Below are 18,644 nucleotides of genomic sequence, written 5' to 3'. Positions count from 1 at the left end.
CCACTCGTATAAGCAATTAAATAGCTTGCAATTTAATTATAAACGATGAAAATGACGAATGCCAGTGTACCCGGGGCAGGCGGCTTACACGGACAAGCCTTTCAGGCTTGTCCCCCTTGTCCCTTGCTCCGGGGCTTTCCGGGCCTTAGCACGGCCCAAAAAGTCAGCAGTGCCGCAATGTACAGCGCCGCGGCCAGCGCGGCGGTTCCGGGATGCTGCCTGGCTTGTCCGCCAAGGAAGGCGAACAGGGCGATCCCCGGAATTTTTCCAAGGGCCGTCGCCAGGATAAAGCTCCGGAAGGGCAGCCCCGCCGCTCCGGCATAGGCGTTGACCGCCGCCTGCGGAACGACCGGCAGCAGGCGGGCCGCCGCGACGGAAGCGAAGGGCCGCTGCTGAACGGCCGCCGTAAATCTGTCCAGCGCCGGAATGGAAGCCAGGTAGCGGCGGGCTCGCTCCCGGAACAGCCATTTGACGCCGCCGAACATCAGCGCCGCTGCCGCCGTTGTCGCCAGCCAGCACATCGCTCCGCCAGCCAGGCTACCGTAGACATAGCCGAACAGTCCAATCACGGCTTTGTACGGAATAGCGGGAAACAAGGCCAGCACCGTCGCGGCAAGAAAGGAGAGAAGCGCGTGGCCGTCTTTTCCGAGCCAATCCAGAATGGTATATCTGTAGATAAACGCGGCGGGCATCCCCGAAACATAGAGCAGCGCCACTGTCCATTTTCTCATCTTAATATGTCCTTTCTCTTTCATCTTCACCCATCATACTGAAAAATATCGAAGAATAGAAGAAAGCTCATTTGTCGAATCCTTCCCGCAGGGTATAATAGCATAATGAGATCAAGCGGCATCATCTATTGGGAGGGCAGAATATTGAAGGAAACCGCAGAAATAAACATAGCCATGATTGGAATCGGCAATATCGCCCGCAAGGTATACTTGCCGCTGCTTTCGCAATCGACGCGAGTACGGATCGCCGGGATTCTCAGCTCTTCGGTCTCCACAGTGGAGAGCACGGTAAGCGCCTATCGGCTGCCTCGGGGCACATGCAGTCTGGATGAGCTGCTCAGCTGGGATCTGGACGCGGTATTTGTGCACGCCCCCACCCCGAGCCATTATGAAATCGTAACGAAATGTCTCGAGCGGGGACTCGCGGTCTATGTCGACAAGCCGCTATCCTACCGGCTGGAGGAGTCGGTCCGGATGGCCGAGCTGGCAGCGAGCAAAGGACTGCTGCTTGGCGTCGGCTTCAACCGCCGCTTTGCGCCGCTCTATGCCGAAGCCAAGTCGTGGCTGGGTGAAGCCGGGGGCGTCATCAACTGCAGCGCAGTCAAGCATCGGACGAAGCGGCAGAAGCTGTCCAGCCGGGAAACCGTGCATGACGACCTGATCCACATGCTCGATCTGCTCCTGTGGCTGTGCGGGAACGATTATGAGCTGCTGCGCGGCTCACTGCACAGCGATCTTGAAGGCCGGCTGGTCCAGGCTTCGGGCATGCTCGGCTGGAGCGGCGGAGCTTCCGGCATGTACAGCATGGTGCGGGATGCCGGAGCCGATCTGGAGAAATTGGAGCTGCACGGACATGGAAGATCGGCGGAGATCGCGGACATGGAGCGCGCCGTTTTTTACGACCGAAATGCAGCCCCTGTCATTCACGGCTTCGGAAGCTGGGACACAATTCTAGCGCGCAGAGGCTTTAGCGGCGTCGTTGAACATTTTCTCGATCATATTCATAAACCGGCTGAATGCAGCATTTCCGCGTTGTCCGTACTCCCGGTACACAGGCTGGCGGCGCAGCTTGCGGATGGAACAGACTAACAGGAGAGGGGGAGTGAGAATGGATGAATACCGCAAATCAGTGGAAGACCGCATTGTAGATAGCTATAAGCGCGACGAAGAGATGATGATTCTCGTATTCGCCCAGTGGTGCGTCAATAACGGCCTTGACCCCGAAGCCCTCTATTTGCAGGCGTATCCGCAGCAGCAGGGCAATGAACAGCTTGCGAGAGCGATTGCGCTGACCGTCCCTGTGGATGAGTCCGGTTTTATCTCGGATGATACGGTGCTTGGCGTACTCTCGCTGTATGGTAACGACGATCTGGCCTTTGTCATTACCGAGGCGATTGCGGCAAGAGGGAATGCCGAAAAATAAACTTTTTTTGTCAAACCGTGTTCAGTAAGGACAAAATGTGTTAAAATTATATATACTAACTTAACGTAAGTTTCCATTAGCGAGAGGTGATAACAATGGAAGAACATCATTTGACGATGTGCCCCCGGTTTGAAACGGCCTTTTCTTTTTTAGGCAAACGGTGGAACGGCCTGATTATCCAGACTTTGATGAGCGGACCGAAGCGCTTCAAAGATATATCGAGTCTTATTCCTTTGATGAGCGATAAAATGCTGTCGGAACGGATGAAGGATCTGGAGGGCGAAGGCATTCTGGTGCGTAATGTCTACCCCGAGACGCCGGTACGGATCGAATACGAGCTGACGGAAAAAGGCCGCGCCCTGCAGCCTGTCATGCAGCAGATTCAGCACTGGGCGGAAAATTGGGTGAAGTAAAGCTGAGGAAAGCAGCAGAACAAGCAGAAAACTGACGTCGAATCTTTCGGCGCCAGTTTTCTTTTTTCCCATATAAGATTTTTCAATTTAAACGAGGATACCTTTTTCGCTTTTTAATTTAAAAATCTCTTCAACCGCTTTTTTATAACCGCCCGCCTGTTTAAACGAATCACTGATCTTCTTAATATTCTCAGCATAGCTTGGATCGTTTAACACCTTTTCCACAGAATCCCTTAATAGTTCAGGAGTAATTGTGTCCTTGTCAAGGGAAATGGCCGCCCCGAGCTCTGCAGACCTTCCTGCCATATAAGGCTGGTCTGCTCCTATAGGTATCGCTACAAAAGGCACTTCATTATATAGTAAGTCACTGGTACTGTTCATGCCTGCATGTGTGATCGCCACGTCGGTATACTTTAAAATCTCCGATTGAGGCACAAAATTTCTTACGATAAAATGATCGGGTATTGTAATTTCAGATAAATCTACATTGTATGCCGTCATGACCACAACAGCATCCGTGTCGGCAAACGTTTTAAAGAAAAGTTCATAAAGCTTGATGTCCCTGTTAAATACCGTGCCCAATGAGATATAGATGACTTTTTTACCTTCCAATTGTTCAAACGGAAAGTCCAAATTCTCTTGCCGGTCATAGATTGGCGGTCCGATAAATTTAAAGCTGTCGTCATAATACTCCGGGTGGGAGACAAAATATTTGGATGTATAGGCAATATTGATATCGCCTTTATTAAAAAATAAGCTCATCGGGTTATCCGGCATCTCCACCTTATAGACCTCTTTCAATTGTTTTGAAACTTTTTTGAAGGTATCCATAACGGGATGGTTGTTCATTAACTCTTCATTCATTAATTCTTTGTGCCCAGCTTTAAGTTCCTGCGGCGTAGCAAATACGGCAAAAGATGAAACCGAAGGGATTTTCAAGATTTGAGCAAAGACATTTCCAAACGGATACATCGCCGTATACAGGATATAATCAAAATGTTTATCCTTAATTTGATCTAAGACATCTTCAATTATTTTATCGCTTGACTTGAGCGCTTCATTAATATTGTTAAGTAAACGCTCAATTCCCATGTTTTGCGGTGCGTTGTCTTTTCTGTTACCCAGGACAGTGTCTACTCTATAGCTTTTAAATTCAGCACCCGTTTTTTCGATTTTTTCTTTAAATTCTTCTGTACAAAAATAAGTGACTTCCTCACCTTGATTGATTAATTCATTTACGAGTCCGAGTGTCGGGTTAACATGACCATGAGCCGGAATACTTAAAAAAAGCGCCTTTGACATCTCTTCACACCCTCGCCTGTATATTTGAAAGACTTAATAGCTTTTCAATGGCTTCAGCGGCTTTTTTAGCTCCGCCGGCTTCTTGGATGTTCTTCTGCATGTCATACACACGCTGCTGCAACTGCTCATCCTCTGAAACTTCTTGAACCGATTTCTGCAGCACTTCAACGGTTACTTCATCCGGCAGAAAATGCTGCCCCAGTCCCAATTCCGTAACGCGCCGGGCGGTGATTTCCTGCTCGAACATCTGCGGGATGACAACCAGGGGTACACCGCAGCTCAACGCTTCCATCGTGCTGTTCATGCCGCCATGCGTGATAAACAACCGGGCTTGAGGGAGAATTTCAAGCTGCGGGACCTGCTGGCGGACAATAAAGTTATCTGGAATGTCGCCCAAGCTTTCCGGACTGATCTTAGATCCAGTGGACATGACTACCTGCCAACCGGAGTTACGAAAAGCTTCGATGCACATTTTATAAAATTCCGGCCATGGGTTGAAAATCGTACCTAGCGAAATCAGCATGACAGGGCGGTCATTATTCTCTTCGAACGGCAGGCTTTCTTCATAGCTGCGCTTGCCAATAGACGGACCAACAAAGAGGAAGCGTTCGTCAAATGAATCGCCTTGAAGCTGAAAAGCCCGAGACATAAAGGTAATATTTAATTTTTCCGGAGCGAATAACTCCATAAAGGATACCCCCGTAATCCCTTCCTTCTCCGAAAAAGCCTTAAGCTTTAACGCCAATTCATTCTTGGTCTCGTCCAAAACATCATGTAACGTCGATACATGTTCATTATTCGCATAGGAAGAATACAGGCGTACCGCATCTATGCCGTGCTTTGCGGCAAACAGTTTTCCGCCGAGCGCCATAAAATCAAACAGAATTAAATCAGGAAGATCATCGGCATACATCTGCTCCAATTGATAATAAGTGGATATCGCTTCTTCAAGGAATTTCATAGGAAGATTTTCCGAATGGTTGCTTATGACTTCATTGATTTCTTTGACATGACTTAGTTGATCTAATAGATCCGTTGTGCTCGAATGATAGGGAAGAACCGAAACTCCCGTGTCCTTAACAACAGGTATAAATTTGTCTGTTACCGGATAAGTCACTTTATAGCCTCTTTGAACGAGCTCTGATACAACGGCTAGAGTTGGATTAACATGGCCGAAAGCAGGAATATTAATCATTGCAATATGAGTTTTCTTCACTTTAATCAACCTCCATATACATTAGAATTGTACCATCTGATGGAATAAATTATAGTATATGTAAAAATAGAGTTCAATTTTAATAGAGCTTTTAACGACGAAAATAGACAAAAGAGGTGAAAGTGTTGCATCAGACAAAAGAATGGATTTTTGAGGCGTTGCTGTTATTATTGGAGACTACACCCTACGATCAGATTAAAATTACCAGCATTACAAAAAAAGCAGGAGTCGCCAGACAGACCTTCTACAGGAATTATAAAAGTAAAGACGACATCATTATCCAATATTTTGATGAAATATTTAAAGAGCGCCTAACCATAATAAAAAAATGGCAGGACATTCATGAGAATGATGTTCTTGCTGATCTCCTCTTTGCGCAATTAAAGAAACATCGTGAATCTTTACTAAAGGTCATTAATGCTGTACCTGATTGTTTACTAAATGAACGATTTGAGGAATTAATTAAATATTTAGTGAACCTATACAATAAAGAACATACAAATACAGATAAATTAAAAGAATTACATTTTAAATATTCAATAAAATATCAAATTGCAGGAGGTTTTACGATCTTAGTAGACTGGCTTAAGAATGATATGCCGCTGTCTTTTGAAGAGATGAGAACAATCATGAGTGAATTTGGAAAGTCATTTATTGAACAAGGCATTTACGTGCCTGATATTTTATACAGTTTTGCGGATCAATTGGAGAGCTTGTGATAGAGCTTAGTTCTAAATTAGTGTTCAAAAAGCGGCTGTGCATCTCCCTGAGAAAAAACTTGCACAACAGCCGCAAAGAAGTAATATAATAGAAAAAACGAATGTCCTTCGGCTGTTGGAAGCGCTTGCCCAAACATTTGCGCCAAAGACAGCTTTTTAGTCACCGTAAGGTAATTGGCCAGTTCTTTCGGATCCTGTATACTCCTGAATTCATTTCTTAAACAAATTCCCCCGCATTACGGGAAATATTGGGAGGCGAGCAAGATGAAGACCACTCTGTTCTCGCGGGAAGTCGGTTACGAAAAAGAGGATGTGGCTGAGCTCGAAACGGCGTCCGTCAAAGTTCAGCTTATTTACGACAAGACGCTGTTCATGCTTCACAGCCATCTCCCTGCCTCATTGTGGAACGCTTCATTCGGAGTGCCTTACAGCATTATTTCTTCCCTGTATAAAGGCAACGGCGACGGCGGAACGGTGTTTCAGAAATGGATTCAAGGACCTTCGGGCTGGAAGTGCATCGGGTGCGAAAGACACTGTCTGGAGCAGGGCGAGACGAAGCGCGAGGCGGACCTGCCGGATCAGCCGCGCACGTACACGTTTCACAACGGCCGAAGACAGAGCCTGATTCTCCAGGCCGCGATCTGGGGACTGTTTGAAAAAACGCTGATGCTCCATCCTTTTTTGGGCGGGGACCCTTTTCTGGATGATGACGATCTGGAGACGATTACAGCCTATTTTGTGCCGACTTATGTTAATGATGCCCGTTTCCGGGAGTTGTCAAAACCATGTAAAGCCTACACGGACACCAATGTCCGCGTCTATCAGGAATGGATCGCGGCTCCTGACCTTGTTCTTCAATGGGATGACGGGTTGACGGAGGGAAGATGGATGACCGGGGTATATGTTAATCAAGCTAAATTTGCCGGACTCGGTCCTTATCTGAAGGATGCGGCGGGCAAACGAACCTATATGGAAGCTTATGTGCAGTAAGGCTGTTCAACAATATTTTCGAATTGACGTGATTCAAATCACGCGGAGGCTCTCCCTCAGGGGTTATTGTAGAAGCAGATCAATAAGTAACCCCTAAGGAGGAGTCACAATGAGCGTCAAACAACCTTTGTTTAATAGCGATACATTGGTAAAAGAAATCGTCCTGCAGTTCCCGAAAGCTGCGGATTATTTCAAAGCAAGCAAAATCGATTTCTGCTGCGGCGGCGCAAAGCCGCTTCGGGAGGCGGCAATTGAGCGCGGTCTTGAAGCGGACACCGTCATCGGCGATTTGTACAAGCTGCTGGAGCAGTACCCGGTGCTTGAAGAGGATACCGCTTGGAACGGAGCCAAGTCTGAAGAGCTGATTGCCCACATTGTGGATAAGCATCACCGCTTTCTGAGAGAAGAGCTGCCGCTGATCGGCCAGAACGTCACGAAGGTCTATCGTGTACACGGCGGGGATTCCCCGCATTTGGAAGAAGTCTACCGCCTGTTCAACCAGCTGAAAGATGAGCTGCTCGAGCATACGGCGAAGGAAGAAGAGCAGGATTTCCCGAGTATTCTTGCCTATGAGCAGGATGGAAACGAAGAGTCCCTGTCTGCACTGCGCTGGTCTCTCCATGATTTAGAGGAAGAGCATGACGCCGCGGGCAACATTCTCAAACAGCTTCGCGCCGTTACCGGCGATTTTACCCCGCCCGAGCATGCCTGCACGACTTACCGTCTGACCTATGCGCGGCTGGAAGAACTGGAAGGCATGACCTTCGAGCATGTTCATCTGGAGAATAACGTTTTGTTCCCGAGATATCAAGCCTAGTTTCAGCATCGAAAAGCTGCCGATTTTCCCTGGAGTATCCTTGGAGAATCGGCTTATTTCCGTTTGTCAAGAGGGGAAATAACAATATTTGTTACAGATTGATGTGAAAACATTCACTATTGGAGTGACTGTGGTCACCCGCCTAGTTAAAATTTAAACAGTATAATTCCGTTATAACGCACGAGAGTTGATTACGAAAGCTTTTGAGGGAGGACCTGACAATGACATCGAATCGAGAAAAAATAGTATTGATCGGCAACGGCATGGCAGGCGTGGGCACCATTGAACAGATTCTGAAGCTGGGCGGCAATTATGACATTACCGTCTTCGGCAGCGAGCCATATCCCAACTATAACCGCATTATGCTGTCATACGTCCTCGAAGGAAGCAAAACCGTTGACGATATTATCCTGAACGACTGGAACTGGTACAAGGAGAACGGCATTACGCTGCATACTGGAACCGCAGTGACCCGCATTGACGGAGAATCACGGAAGGTTATCGCGGAGAACGGTTTGACCGCCGATTACGATAAAGTCATTATCGCCACCGGGTCAAATTCGTTCATTCTGCCGATTCCCGGCAGCGGCAAGGAAGGCGTCGTCGGCTTCCGGGACATTGCCGACTGCGAAACGATGCTGCAAGCAGCGAAGGAGTATAACAAAGCGGCCGTTATCGGCGGCGGACTGCTTGGACTTGAGGCGGCCAAAGGGCTTGTGAACCTGGGCATGGACGTAACCGTCGTCCACCTGATGGAGGATCTGATGGAGCGGCAGCTGGATCATACCGCGGCTTCGATGTTGAAAGCGGAACTGGAACGCCAGGGTGTCAAGTTCGCCATGGGCAAACAGACGGTTGAGCTGACCGGCGAAGAGCGGGTGAGCGGTTTGCGCTTCAGCGACGGCACGGAGCTTGAAGCGCAGTTCGTAGTCATGGCGGTCGGTATTAAGCCGAATGTGGAGGTAGCGAAGGCCAGCGGAATTGAAGTGAACCGGGGCATCGTGGTGGACGACTATCTGCAAACTTCGCTTGAAAATGTGTATTCCGTGGGTGAATGCGCTGAGCACCGAGGCGCCTGCTACGGTCTGGTAGCTCCGCTGTTCGAACAGGGAAATGTGCTCGCGAAGCATTTGTGCGGCGCGGAAACGAAGCCGTATGAAGGCTCGGTCGTCTCGACCAAGCTGAAAATTTCCGGAGTGGACGTCTTTTCCGCCGGGGAATTTATCGACACGCCGGAGCACACGGTTATCGCCGCCAAAGATGACTGGAAGAGAACCTACAAGAAAATTTTGCTGAAGGACAACATGATCGTCGGCGCTGTTCTGTTCGGCGATGTGACGGAATCCGCTAACCTGCAAAAGCTGGTGAAGCAGGACGCGGAGATGACTGACGATATTTATGCGGACGTCATGGGCACTGGCTGCTGCGGCGGAGGCGGGGCCAAGAAGACGGCATCCGTTGAAAGCATGTCCGACGACGAAATCGTCTGCGGCTGTAACGGCGTGACCAAGAAGGCAATCGTTGACGCGATTCAGGATAACGGCTTTACAACCGTGGATGAGATTAAAGCCTGCACCGGCGCCACACGGTCATGCGGCGGCTGCAAGCCGGTCGTGGAACAGATTCTTCAATATGTGCTTGGCGACGGCTTCGAGCAGAGCGCGAAGACCGGCATCTGCAGCTGCACCACGCTCAGCCGGGATGAAATTGTGGCCGAAATCCGGGCCAAAGGGCTTACGACGACCAAAGAGGTCATGAACGTCCTTGGCTGGAAGCAGGAAGAAGGCTGCTCGAAATGCCGTCCTGCGGTCAACTATTATCTGGGCATGATCTACCCGGATACGCATGAAGACGAGAAGGAATCTCGCTTTGTCAATGAGCGGATGAGCGCCAACATCCAGAAGGACGGCACTTTCACGGTCGTTCCGCGGATGTACGGAGGAGTAACGACACCGGAAGATCTGAAGAGAATCGCCGATGTCTCTATTAAATATGATGTCAAGGTTGTCAAAGTAACCGGCGGCCAGCGTCTGGATTTGATCGGCGTCAAGAAAGAGGATGTGCCCAAAGTATGGGAGGAGCTGGACATGCCTTCCGGCTATGCTTACGCTAAATCGCTGCGCACGGTCAAGACCTGTGTCGGATCACAGTTCTGCCGGTTCGGAACCCAGGATTCGATGGGCGTTGGAGCGATGCTGGAGCGGAAGTACGAGCGTCTGGATTTCCCCGCCAAATTCAAGATGGCTGTCAATGGCTGTCCGCGGAACTGTGCAGAATCGTGCACGAAGGACATTGGCATTGTCGGCAACGACGGCGGCTGGGAAGTGTTCATCGGCGGCAACGGGGGGATCAAGCCGCGGATCGCGGATTCCTTCTGCAAAGTGAAGACGGACGAAGAGCTGGTCGAAATCTGCTCCGCCGTTATGCAGTATTACCGCGAAACCGGAAATTACCTGGAAAGAACGTCCGAATGGGTGGAACGCCTCGGGTTGGACCAGATCAAATCCGCTATTCTGGACAACGAGGAAGAACGCAAGGCTCTTGCACAGCGCATCGATTTTGCCTTAACACAGGTGAAAGACCCTTGGAAAAAAATGCTGAACGACGACCCTACACGCAACGCGCTGTTTGAAAAGGCGGAAATCCGTTAAGCCAATTTGGTCAAAAGGAGAGAGAGCGATGGAAGCAGCAAGACAAACCCATGCCGCAGGCAAGGTACAGGACTATCTGAAACAAATTGGCCGCGTCGTTGTCATCGAAGGCAAAGAGCTGGCCGTGTTCCGCACTTCCGGTGACGAGTTCTATGCGCTGGAGAACCGCAATCCGCATCCAAAGGGAGGCCCTCTGGCCGAAGGCATCGTCTCGGGACACTATCTGTACGACCCCCTGTATGACTGGAAAATCGACCTTCGCACCGGTGAAGTTCAGGCTCCTGACAAGGGACAGGCGGCGGTCTATCCGGTTCATATCGACGGAGACACCATATTTATCGGGATTTAGGATTTACAACGAGATAGACGACGGGGGTTAGGGAGATGTTTACGCAAAGTGTGGAAACGATTGTTGAGGCGGCGGTAGCCAAACGCGACAAAATGAACGAAAGTCTGCCCAGGTACGCATTGGCCGCGCTGTTGGCGGGGGCTTATGTGGGAATCGGCATTATTCTGATCTTTACATTGGGGGCGCCGCTGGCTGCGGCCAAGTCGCCCTTCCAGCCCCTCGTCATGGGCTCCACCTTCGGCATCGCGCTGACGCTGGTAATCTTTGCGGGCTCGGAGCTGTTTACCGGAAATAACATGTTCTTTACCGCCAGCACCCTGGCGGGGCGGACAAGTCTGTGGGATACCGCCAAGAACTGGGTGGTTGTCTTCCTGGGTAATCTGGCAGGCGCGCTGCTGCTCGCCTGGCTGGTTCAGGGAGCGGGACTGTTCAAGGCTGCCGGACCCGATCATCTGATCTTTGCAGCGGCGGCCAAAAAGATGAGCCTGCCATTCTCCGAGCTGTTCTTCCGAGGCATTCTCTGTAACTGGCTCGTCTGTCTGGCGATCTGGATGTCGTCGCGTGCGAAGAGCGAAGGCGCCAAGCTTGTGCTGATCTGGTGGTGTCTGCTTGCCTTTATCGCGAGCGGCTATGAGCACAGTGTAGCCAACATGACGCTGATGAGCGTGGCGCTGCTGCTGCCGAACCATCCGGAGACCGTTACCCTGGCCGGTTGGCTGCATAATATGATTCCGGTCACGCTGGGCAACATCATCGGCGGCGCGATCTTCGTAGGTATGGCTTATTGGGTCATTTCGCCCGTAAGAGGCGCAGTTAAGTCCAAGTAAACCGTCCGTTTTTTCTACTCACAAATCGCTGTACGCAGCAGAGGCTGCCGCTTAACGTCCTTGTCCGGGCTTTGAGCGGCGGTCTTTTTTATATTCGAAACAATAGACAAGGGGTAATCCGGACATAAAAAAAGCGTCCGATACCGGACGCCTGCGGCCATGAACAATATAAGACCGAATAATAATGAACATGTATGTTTCACTGAGGTGTAAAGAGGGTAAAGAGTTGAAGTGTTATTGCTAGATTCGGCAAATCTCGTTCGGACACAGCTCGCAGTGGCAAATTTCCTGCAGCATTTCAATGTCTTTAATTACAATCATGCCGTTCTCGTATTCTACGGCGTCTTTTTTGCGCAGATCGCTAAGCATGCGGTTAACGCTCTCGCGAGTTGCGCCGATCATGTTGGACAAGTCGGTGTGCGTAATCTTTTTGTTGATCAGAATGGCTTCGCCGTTCTTCTCGCCGTACGTGTTGCTCAGACGGATCAGCGTGGAGCAGAGTGCGCCGGGCTTGCCGTACATCATCAGATCGCGGAATTTGGTCTGCGTCAGACGGTGATGGATACCCATCCACTTCATAAAATCAATCGCGAAATCGCAATGCTGGCAAATCAGAATTTCCAGATCCTTGTGCTCGATCACGCCGACTTCGCTTTCCTCGATCACTTCGGCGGTGAAGCTGTGCTTCGTGCTGAAGAACGGATCGGCTTGACCGACCATATCGCCTGCCTGATACATATAAAGAATGAGTTCTTTTCCTTCATCCGTGGATTTGGTCAGCTTGACGCGTCCGCGTTTGATGTAAAACAGCTTATCCGAGTAGTCGCCTTCCCAGAATAAATGAGAGCCTTCAGGAACCAAACGTTCTTTCATCGTTACCAGCAGTCTGTTGAAGTTTTGTTCGGAGAAACAGTTTGTATTTCCATGGGCTTCGATGACATTGGTATGTTCTTTCATAATCGACATCCCCTTTATTCCCTCAGTTTTTCAGTAAATTTTAAATTAATTATACAATGAAATTCCTCAATATGGGTGAAAAAATTGCGCAAAAAGTGTCTAATTTTCAACATTGTGATTATTTTCACTTCAAAAGCGTGATTTTAAGTGTGATTTCTAATATTTATTTCCAACTGATGTTGTTTGATGTGGTCTCTGATTACGGGAAACAGCTTTTTTTACTATAAATGATGGTTGAGCCTTAGGCAAGCAAGAAACTCGATTTGGAAACAACTTTCATAGGCTTGGTAGGGAAGGGGTTTATTATAGAGGATTGATTGCGGAGTTTCGAAGCCGATCTTGCGAAGCGGGAAACTGCGGGAGTTAGTGGTGGGCCGGGCAGCAGGATTTTAAGGCAGTGAATGCGTTAACTCGTCCTTATGGATACAGGCGGATAGAGCTGCTGCTTTTTTTCACAAGATCCGTTCTATAAGAAGCACCTGAAATCCGGATCATGGGGCTTATCGGGAAGAGTGTTTATGACATTCTACTAAATGAACGATTCATCGATTATTTCTTCGGGGGGAGCGTCCCGGATCGCTGGTGCTATTGCTGCCGTTCCTTTGTCCATTGGAATGAAACGCATCCTTTAGTTAAAATTAGGAATAATAGCATGGAAAGATATTTGAACCTGCGTTTCTTGGGTAATCGGTAATTGATCGCATTGAATTCTTCTATTGATCGGCCAGAATCAACGGTTTCCTGAGCATATATAAGAAAGGGGAGTAGGCAGGACGTCCCTGAAAATAGCCCAAAATGTAAGCGCTTTGAAAAGAGCGCAAAAAAATTTTATACTTTGTGAAAGATTTCACTATACAAGTCGCATTTGATGTGATATTATCGAGGTGTAGAGAAGAACAACACACAAATTGACAGGAGGACGAGGGAAATGGCAGTTAAGAATGAAGTAGCCGCCCAAGTGCAACAACCAACCGCTGAAGAATATATTCAGACTCTGGTGGATAAAGCAAAGAAAGCTCAAGAAGCATTCATGGCTCTCGATCAGGAACAAGTTGACAAAATCGTTCATGCAATGGCGCTGGCCGGTTTGGACAAACACATGTACCTGGCAAAATTGGCTGTTGAAGAAACAGGCCGTGGTGTTTATGAAGACAAAATCACGAAAAACATTTTCGCAACGGAATATATCTGGCACGGAATCAAGTATGACAAAACAGTAGGCGTAATTGAAGATAATGTTTACGACAGCTACCAAAAGATTGCTGAGCCGGTCGGCGTCGTAATGGGTATCACTCCGGTAACCAACCCAACATCCACCACGATGTTTAAAGCGTTGATTTCCATTAAGACGCGTAATCCTATTATATTCGGTTTCCATCCGTCCGCGCAAGCTTGTAGTGCCGCAGCAGCAAAAATTTTGCATGACGCAGCAGTAAAAGCAGGCGCTCCTGAGAACTGCATCCAATGGATCGAGCAACCGACCATGGACAAAACCAACGCATTGATGAACAACGACGGCGTGGCTCTGATCCTGGCAACAGGCGGATCCGCAATGGTTAAAGCGGCATACAGCTGCGGTAAACCGGCTCTGGGCGTAGGCCCTGGTAACGTGCCTGCCTTCATTGAGAAGAGCGCTAATATCGATCAAGCGGTTAATGACATCATTCTTTCCAAAACTTTTGACAACGGCATGATCTGCGCATCCGAGCAAGCTATCATTATTGAAGAGCCGATTTTCGACCAAGTGAAGAAGAAATTGATCGCTAATGGCTGTTACTTTGTTAACAAAGAAGAAGCAGCTAAACTGACCAACGGCGCAATGAACGTGGAAAAATGCGCGGTTAACCCGGTAATCGTCGGTCAATCCGCAGTGAAAATCGCCGAAATGTGCGGAATTCAAGTTCCTGCAGGCACCAAAATCCTGATCGCCGAACTGGAAGGCGTAGGTACCAAATACCCGCTGTCCGCTGAAAAGCTGAGCCCGGTTCTGGCTTGCTATAAAGTTAAGAATGCCGATCAAGGTATCGAACGTGCGGCGCAAGTTGTTGAGTTTGGCGGTATGGGCCACAGCTCGGCCATCCACTCCAACAACGAAGAAGTAATCATGAAGTTCTCGAACCGTCTGCAAACCGGACGTATTCTCGTCAATTCGCCTTCGACTCATGGCGCAATCGGCGACATCTATAACACGAACATCCCTTCGCTGACTCTGGGATGCGGATCGTACGGACGTAACTCGGTATCCCAAAACGTTACTGCCATTAACTTGATCAACGTGAAAAGGGTGAATCGTCGTATCGTGAATATGCAATGGTTTAAATTACCGGAAAAGATCTACTTCGAAAAAGGCGCTACGCAATACCTGGCTAAAATGCCTGACATCACTCGTGTCGCAATCATTACTGACCCGATGATGGTTAAGCTTGGCTACGTGGAAAGAGTTGAGCACTACCTGCGTCAACGCCAAACTCCTGTAGCAATCGAAGTGTTCTCGGAAGTTGAACCGGATCCATCGACAACTACGGTTGAAAAAGGTACGGCCATGATGAACAGATTCCAGCCGGACTGCATCATCGCCCTTGGCGGCGGTTCCTCCATGGATGCTGCAAAAGGAATGTGGCTGTTCTACGAACATCCGGATGCTGACTTTGATGGTCTGAAACAAAAATTCCTGGACATCCGCAAACGGGTCTACAAATTCCCGAAACTGGGCATCAAAGCGAAATTTGTTGCAATCCCTACAACTTCGGGTACAGGTTCGGAAGTAACCTCCTTCGCGGTTATTACCGACAAAACAACTACTCCAAATACGAAATATCCTTTGGCTGATTATGAGCTTACTCCTGACGTAGCTATTATCGATCCGGAATTCGTATACAGCCTGCCGAGAACTGCTGTTGCAGATACAGGTATGGACGTATTGACGCATGCTATCGAAGCATACGTATCCATCTTGGCGAGCGATTACAGCGACGGTTTGGCTATCAAAGCAATCCAGCTGGTATTCCAATACTTGGAGAAATCCGCTCTGGAAGCCGACAAGCTTGCCCGCGAGAAAATGCACAATGCATCGACGCTGGCCGGTATGGCCTTTGCCAACGCGTTCCTGGGCATCAACCACAGCTTGGCGCACAAATGGGGCGGTCAATACCACACACCTCATGGTCGCACCAACGCTATCCTGCTGCCGCACGTTATCCGCTACAATGCGAAGAAACCTTCGAAGTTCGCTTCGTTCCCGAAATATTCGCACTTTGTGGCTGACGAGCGCTACGCTGAAATCGCCCGTATTCTGGGACTGCCGGCTCGCACTACCGAAGAAGGTATCAACAGCCTGATCAATGCCATTCGCGAGCTGAACAAAAAACTGGGTATCGAAGATTCCTTCCAGCAACTGGGCATTGATCCGAAGGATTTCGAAGCCAATGTAGACTACCTGGCCGATAAAGCCTTCGAAGACCAGTGCACAACTGCCAATCCGAAGCTGCCGCTGGTAAGTGAACTTGCCGACGTATACCGCAACGCTTTCTATGGCAAATTCGACAACTAATCTCTAAGTAATATTATGTCTTTCCCGCCTTAAATATATATAGAAACTTTATTTTGAAAGCAGTAAGATCTGGGACATGAACTGGAGTGACAAATATCACCAAAAAGATGGTTAAAGGTGATATTTGTCACAGTTTTCTTTTGGAAAGTAAACTAAGATGTTTATATAAGGTCCCAGTTATGAAACATCATTGTGAAATTTGGTACAAATAACGGCTTGGGATCACGAGACACGGGATTATCCTTCAAGCCCGCGATCTCTACAAATCATATAAATATATGGAGGGATTAGTATGTCGGTGATTGAAAGAGAAGTACAAGAAGTTAAGTCGGGATGGCGTGGATTTGTTAGTGGCAAATGGAGCAAGCATGTCAACGTCAATGATTTCATTGAGAAGAACATCAAACCTTATGAAGGAAACGAAGATTTCCTCGTGGGTCCAACCAGCAACACTAACGAATTGTGGAAAATTATTTCCCAATTGAGCAAGGAAGAAAGAGATAAAGGCGGCGTATGGGATGTAGACCTCAACACGGTTTCCACAATCGTATCCCACAAACCGGGCTATATCGATAAAGAAAAGGAACAAATCGTTGGTGTTCAAACCGATGCTCCTTTCAGACGTTCCATTCAACCGTTCGGTGGCATCAAAATGATGATCGACGCTTGTAAAGCTTATGGCTTCGAGCTTCCGAGCAGCATTGTGGACATGTTTACGAATATTCGCAAAACGCATAACCAAGGCGTATTTGATGCATATACATCTGACATGAGAGCTGTGCGTAAAGCAGGTATCATCACAGGTCTTCCGGATGCTTACGGTCGTGGCCGTATCATTGGTGATTACCGCCGCGTTGCTCTGTACGGTATTGACTTCCTGATCAAGGAAAAGAAACAAGATCAACTTAACCTTGAAGTAGATTCCATGAGCGAAAGTGTCATTCGTCTCCGCGAAGAGCTGTCGGAGCAAATCCGCGCTCTGAGTGAACTGAAAGAAATGGCTGCCGCGCACGGATTTGATATTTCCAAACCTGCAAACACTGCGAAAGAAGCTTTCCAATGGGTATATTTCGGTTACCTGGCTGCAATCAAGGAACAAAACGGCGCCGCAATGTCCCTCGGACGGGTATCTTCCTTCCTGGATATCTACGTTCAACGTGACGTTGAAGAGGGTACACTGACTGAAGAACAAGCACAAGAGCTTGTTGACCATTTCGTTATGAAACTGCGTATCGTGAAATTCCTTCGTACTCCTGAGTACAACGACCTGTTCTCCGGTGACCCGACTTGGGTAACAGAATCCATCGGTGGTATGTCCGTAGACGGAAGAACTCGCGTTACGAAGAACAGCTTCCGTTTCCTGCACACTCTGTACAACCTGGGACCGGCTCCGGAACCTAACCTGACTGTTCTGTGGTCCGAGAAGCTTCCTGAAGGATTTAAGAAATATTGCGCCAAAGTATCCATCGAGACCAGCTCGATCCAATACGAAAATGACGATCTGATGCGTCCGATCTATGGCGATGACTACGGTATTGCATGCTGCGTATCCGCAATGCGTATCGGTAAACAAATGCAGTTCTTCGGCGCACGCGCTAACTTGGCTAAAGCTCTGCTGTACGCTATCAACGGTGGCGTGGATGAGAAATCCGGCGTTCAAGTTGGACCTGAATATCCGCGTATTACTTCCGAAGTGCTCGATTACAACGAAGTAATCAGCCGCTTCAAACCGATGATGGAATGGCTTGCCAAGACTTACATCAATACTCTTAACGTTATCCACTACATGCATGATAAATATTCCTACGAACGCATTGAAATGGCGCTGCATGACCGTGACATTCTGCGTACGATGGCTTGCGGTATCGCTGGTCTGTCGGTTGCTGCCGACTCCCTGAGCGCGATTAAATACGCTAAAGTTAAACCGATCCGCAACGAACAAGGCATTGCAGTTGACTTCGAAATCGAAGGTGAATTCCCTTGCTACGGCAACAACGATGATGCTGTTGACAGCATCGCAGTTGAACTGGTTGAATCCTTCATGAACATGATTCGCAAACATCAAACTTACCGTGATTCCCTGCCGACTCAATCGATTCTGACGATTACTTCGAACGTTGTATACGGTAAGAAAACAGGTACTACTCCTGACGGACGTAAAAAAGGCGAACCATTCGCACCTGGTGCTAACCCAATGCACGGACGCGACAAGAAGGGTGCTCTTGCTTCCCTGAGTTCCGTAGCTAAACTGCCTTATGAAGACAGCCTTGACGGTATTTCCAATACCTTCTCGATCGTTCCTAAGGCACTGGGTAAAGATGAAGAGGGTCGTAAATCGAACCTGGTATCCATGATGGACGGATATTTCCACAGCAAAGGCCATCACCTGAACGTTAACGTATTTAACCGCGAACAACTGATGGACGCTATGGAACATCCTGAGAACTACCCACAACTCACCATTCGCGTATCTGGTTATGCCGTTAACTTCATCAAGCTGACTCGTGAACAACAACTTGATGTCATTAACCGTACTTTCCACGGTTCGATGTAAGTTGTCTCTAAGATGAATTTAAGTTCTAAATAATGCTATAAAAGGCAAGGTGATACCGCCCTTGAATCAAGGGCGGTAAAATCTTGTGTTGAGATTGTTAAAATTTTAAGTTTTTGGTTTATAGCTGTCGTGAAGAAAGGATGAC

The 18,644-nt window shown here is 48.4% G+C and carries 15 protein-coding genes; 11 read left to right on the top strand and 4 right to left on the bottom strand.

Annotation, left to right across the window (positions count from 1 at the left end):
* Positions 1–101: 101 nt before the first annotated feature.
* Complete coding sequence (locus G5B47_RS04550; RefSeq protein WP_165094796.1) at positions 102–731, bottom strand: TVP38/TMEM64 family protein; 630 nt, start codon at positions 729–731, stop codon at positions 102–104.
* Between the two features lie 144 nt (positions 732–875).
* On the opposite strand from G5B47_RS04550, the gene G5B47_RS04545 reads away from it, so the two are divergent.
* The 3 genes from G5B47_RS04545 (at position 876) to G5B47_RS04535 (ending at position 2,567) form a co-directional block, all read left to right on the top strand.
* Positions 876–1,820, top strand: a complete 945-nt coding sequence (locus G5B47_RS04545; protein WP_328804448.1) for a Gfo/Idh/MocA family protein — start codon at positions 876–878, stop codon at positions 1,818–1,820.
* Between the two features lie 19 nt (positions 1,821–1,839).
* Positions 1,840–2,154 (top strand): hypothetical protein, encoded by a 315-nt coding sequence (locus G5B47_RS04540; RefSeq protein WP_025335772.1) that lies wholly within the window; start codon positions 1,840–1,842, stop codon positions 2,152–2,154.
* A gap of 95 nt (positions 2,155–2,249) precedes the next feature.
* A complete protein-coding gene (locus tag G5B47_RS04535; RefSeq protein ID WP_025335771.1) occupies positions 2,250–2,567 on the top strand; it encodes a winged helix-turn-helix transcriptional regulator in 318 nt (105 codons plus the stop codon).
* 87 nt (positions 2,568–2,654) lie between these two features.
* Here G5B47_RS04535 and G5B47_RS04530 read toward each other — a convergent pair whose 3' ends face one another.
* Positions 2,655–3,869 (bottom strand): macrolide family glycosyltransferase, encoded by a 1,215-nt coding sequence (locus G5B47_RS04530; RefSeq protein WP_165094791.1) that lies wholly within the window; start codon positions 3,867–3,869, stop codon positions 2,655–2,657.
* Between the two features lie 4 nt (positions 3,870–3,873).
* A complete protein-coding gene (locus G5B47_RS04525; protein ID WP_165094788.1) occupies positions 3,874–5,085 on the bottom strand; it encodes a macrolide family glycosyltransferase in 1,212 nt (403 codons plus the stop codon).
* A 125-nt stretch (positions 5,086–5,210) separates the two neighbouring features.
* Between G5B47_RS04525 and G5B47_RS04520 the strand changes: the two genes are divergently transcribed.
* The 6 genes from G5B47_RS04520 to G5B47_RS04495 all read left to right on the top strand — a co-directional run bounded on the left by G5B47_RS04520 (position 5,211) and on the right by G5B47_RS04495 (position 11,438).
* A complete protein-coding gene (locus tag G5B47_RS04520) occupies positions 5,211–5,804 on the top strand; it encodes a TetR/AcrR family transcriptional regulator (RefSeq protein WP_165094786.1) in 594 nt (197 codons plus the stop codon).
* A 264-nt stretch (positions 5,805–6,068) separates the two neighbouring features.
* Complete coding sequence (locus tag G5B47_RS04515; protein ID WP_165094783.1) at positions 6,069–6,794, top strand: hypothetical protein; 726 nt, start codon at positions 6,069–6,071, stop codon at positions 6,792–6,794.
* Positions 6,795–6,903: 109 nt separating this feature from the next.
* A complete protein-coding gene (ric, locus tag G5B47_RS04510; protein ID WP_165094780.1) occupies positions 6,904–7,611 on the top strand; it encodes an iron-sulfur cluster repair di-iron protein in 708 nt (235 codons plus the stop codon).
* A 221-nt stretch (positions 7,612–7,832) separates the two neighbouring features.
* Entirely contained in the window at positions 7,833–10,262 is a 2,430-nt protein-coding gene (nirB, locus tag G5B47_RS04505) for a nitrite reductase large subunit NirB (RefSeq protein ID WP_165094778.1), read from the top strand.
* A gap of 28 nt (positions 10,263–10,290) precedes the next feature.
* On the top strand, positions 10,291–10,611 hold the full coding sequence (nirD, locus tag G5B47_RS04500; RefSeq protein ID WP_165094775.1) for a nitrite reductase small subunit NirD: 321 nt from the start codon (positions 10,291–10,293) through the stop codon (positions 10,609–10,611).
* Positions 10,612–10,646: 35 nt separating this feature from the next.
* A complete protein-coding gene (locus G5B47_RS04495; protein WP_165094773.1) occupies positions 10,647–11,438 on the top strand; it encodes a formate/nitrite transporter family protein in 792 nt (263 codons plus the stop codon).
* Between the two features lie 240 nt (positions 11,439–11,678).
* Here the strand turns inward: G5B47_RS04495 and G5B47_RS04490 are convergent, their stop codons facing one another.
* On the bottom strand, positions 11,679–12,395 hold the full coding sequence (locus tag G5B47_RS04490; RefSeq protein WP_025335762.1) for a Crp/Fnr family transcriptional regulator: 717 nt from the start codon (positions 12,393–12,395) through the stop codon (positions 11,679–11,681).
* 928 nt (positions 12,396–13,323) lie between these two features.
* Between G5B47_RS04490 and adhE the strand changes: the two genes are divergently transcribed.
* Together adhE and pflB are read left to right on the top strand one after the other, a co-directional pair.
* Positions 13,324–15,945 carry a bifunctional acetaldehyde-CoA/alcohol dehydrogenase gene (gene adhE, locus G5B47_RS04485; RefSeq protein ID WP_165094770.1) on the top strand — a complete coding sequence of 874 codons (2,622 nt, stop codon included), beginning with the start codon at positions 13,324–13,326 and terminating at the stop codon, positions 15,943–15,945.
* 292 nt (positions 15,946–16,237) lie between these two features.
* Positions 16,238–18,499: a formate C-acetyltransferase gene (pflB, locus tag G5B47_RS04480; protein WP_165094767.1), complete on the top strand. Its 2,262-nt coding sequence runs from the start codon at positions 16,238–16,240 to the stop codon at positions 18,497–18,499.
* The last annotated feature ends 145 nt before the right edge of the window (positions 18,500–18,644 follow it).

The sequence above is a fragment of the Paenibacillus apii genome, assembly GCF_011043685.1.
In the GTDB taxonomy this organism is placed as follows: Bacteria; Bacillota; Bacilli; order Paenibacillales; family Paenibacillaceae; genus Paenibacillus_AQ; species Paenibacillus_AQ sabinae.
The sequence above is the reverse complement of the archived record's forward strand: the minus strand, read 5'-3'. Positions and strand labels throughout refer to the sequence as shown.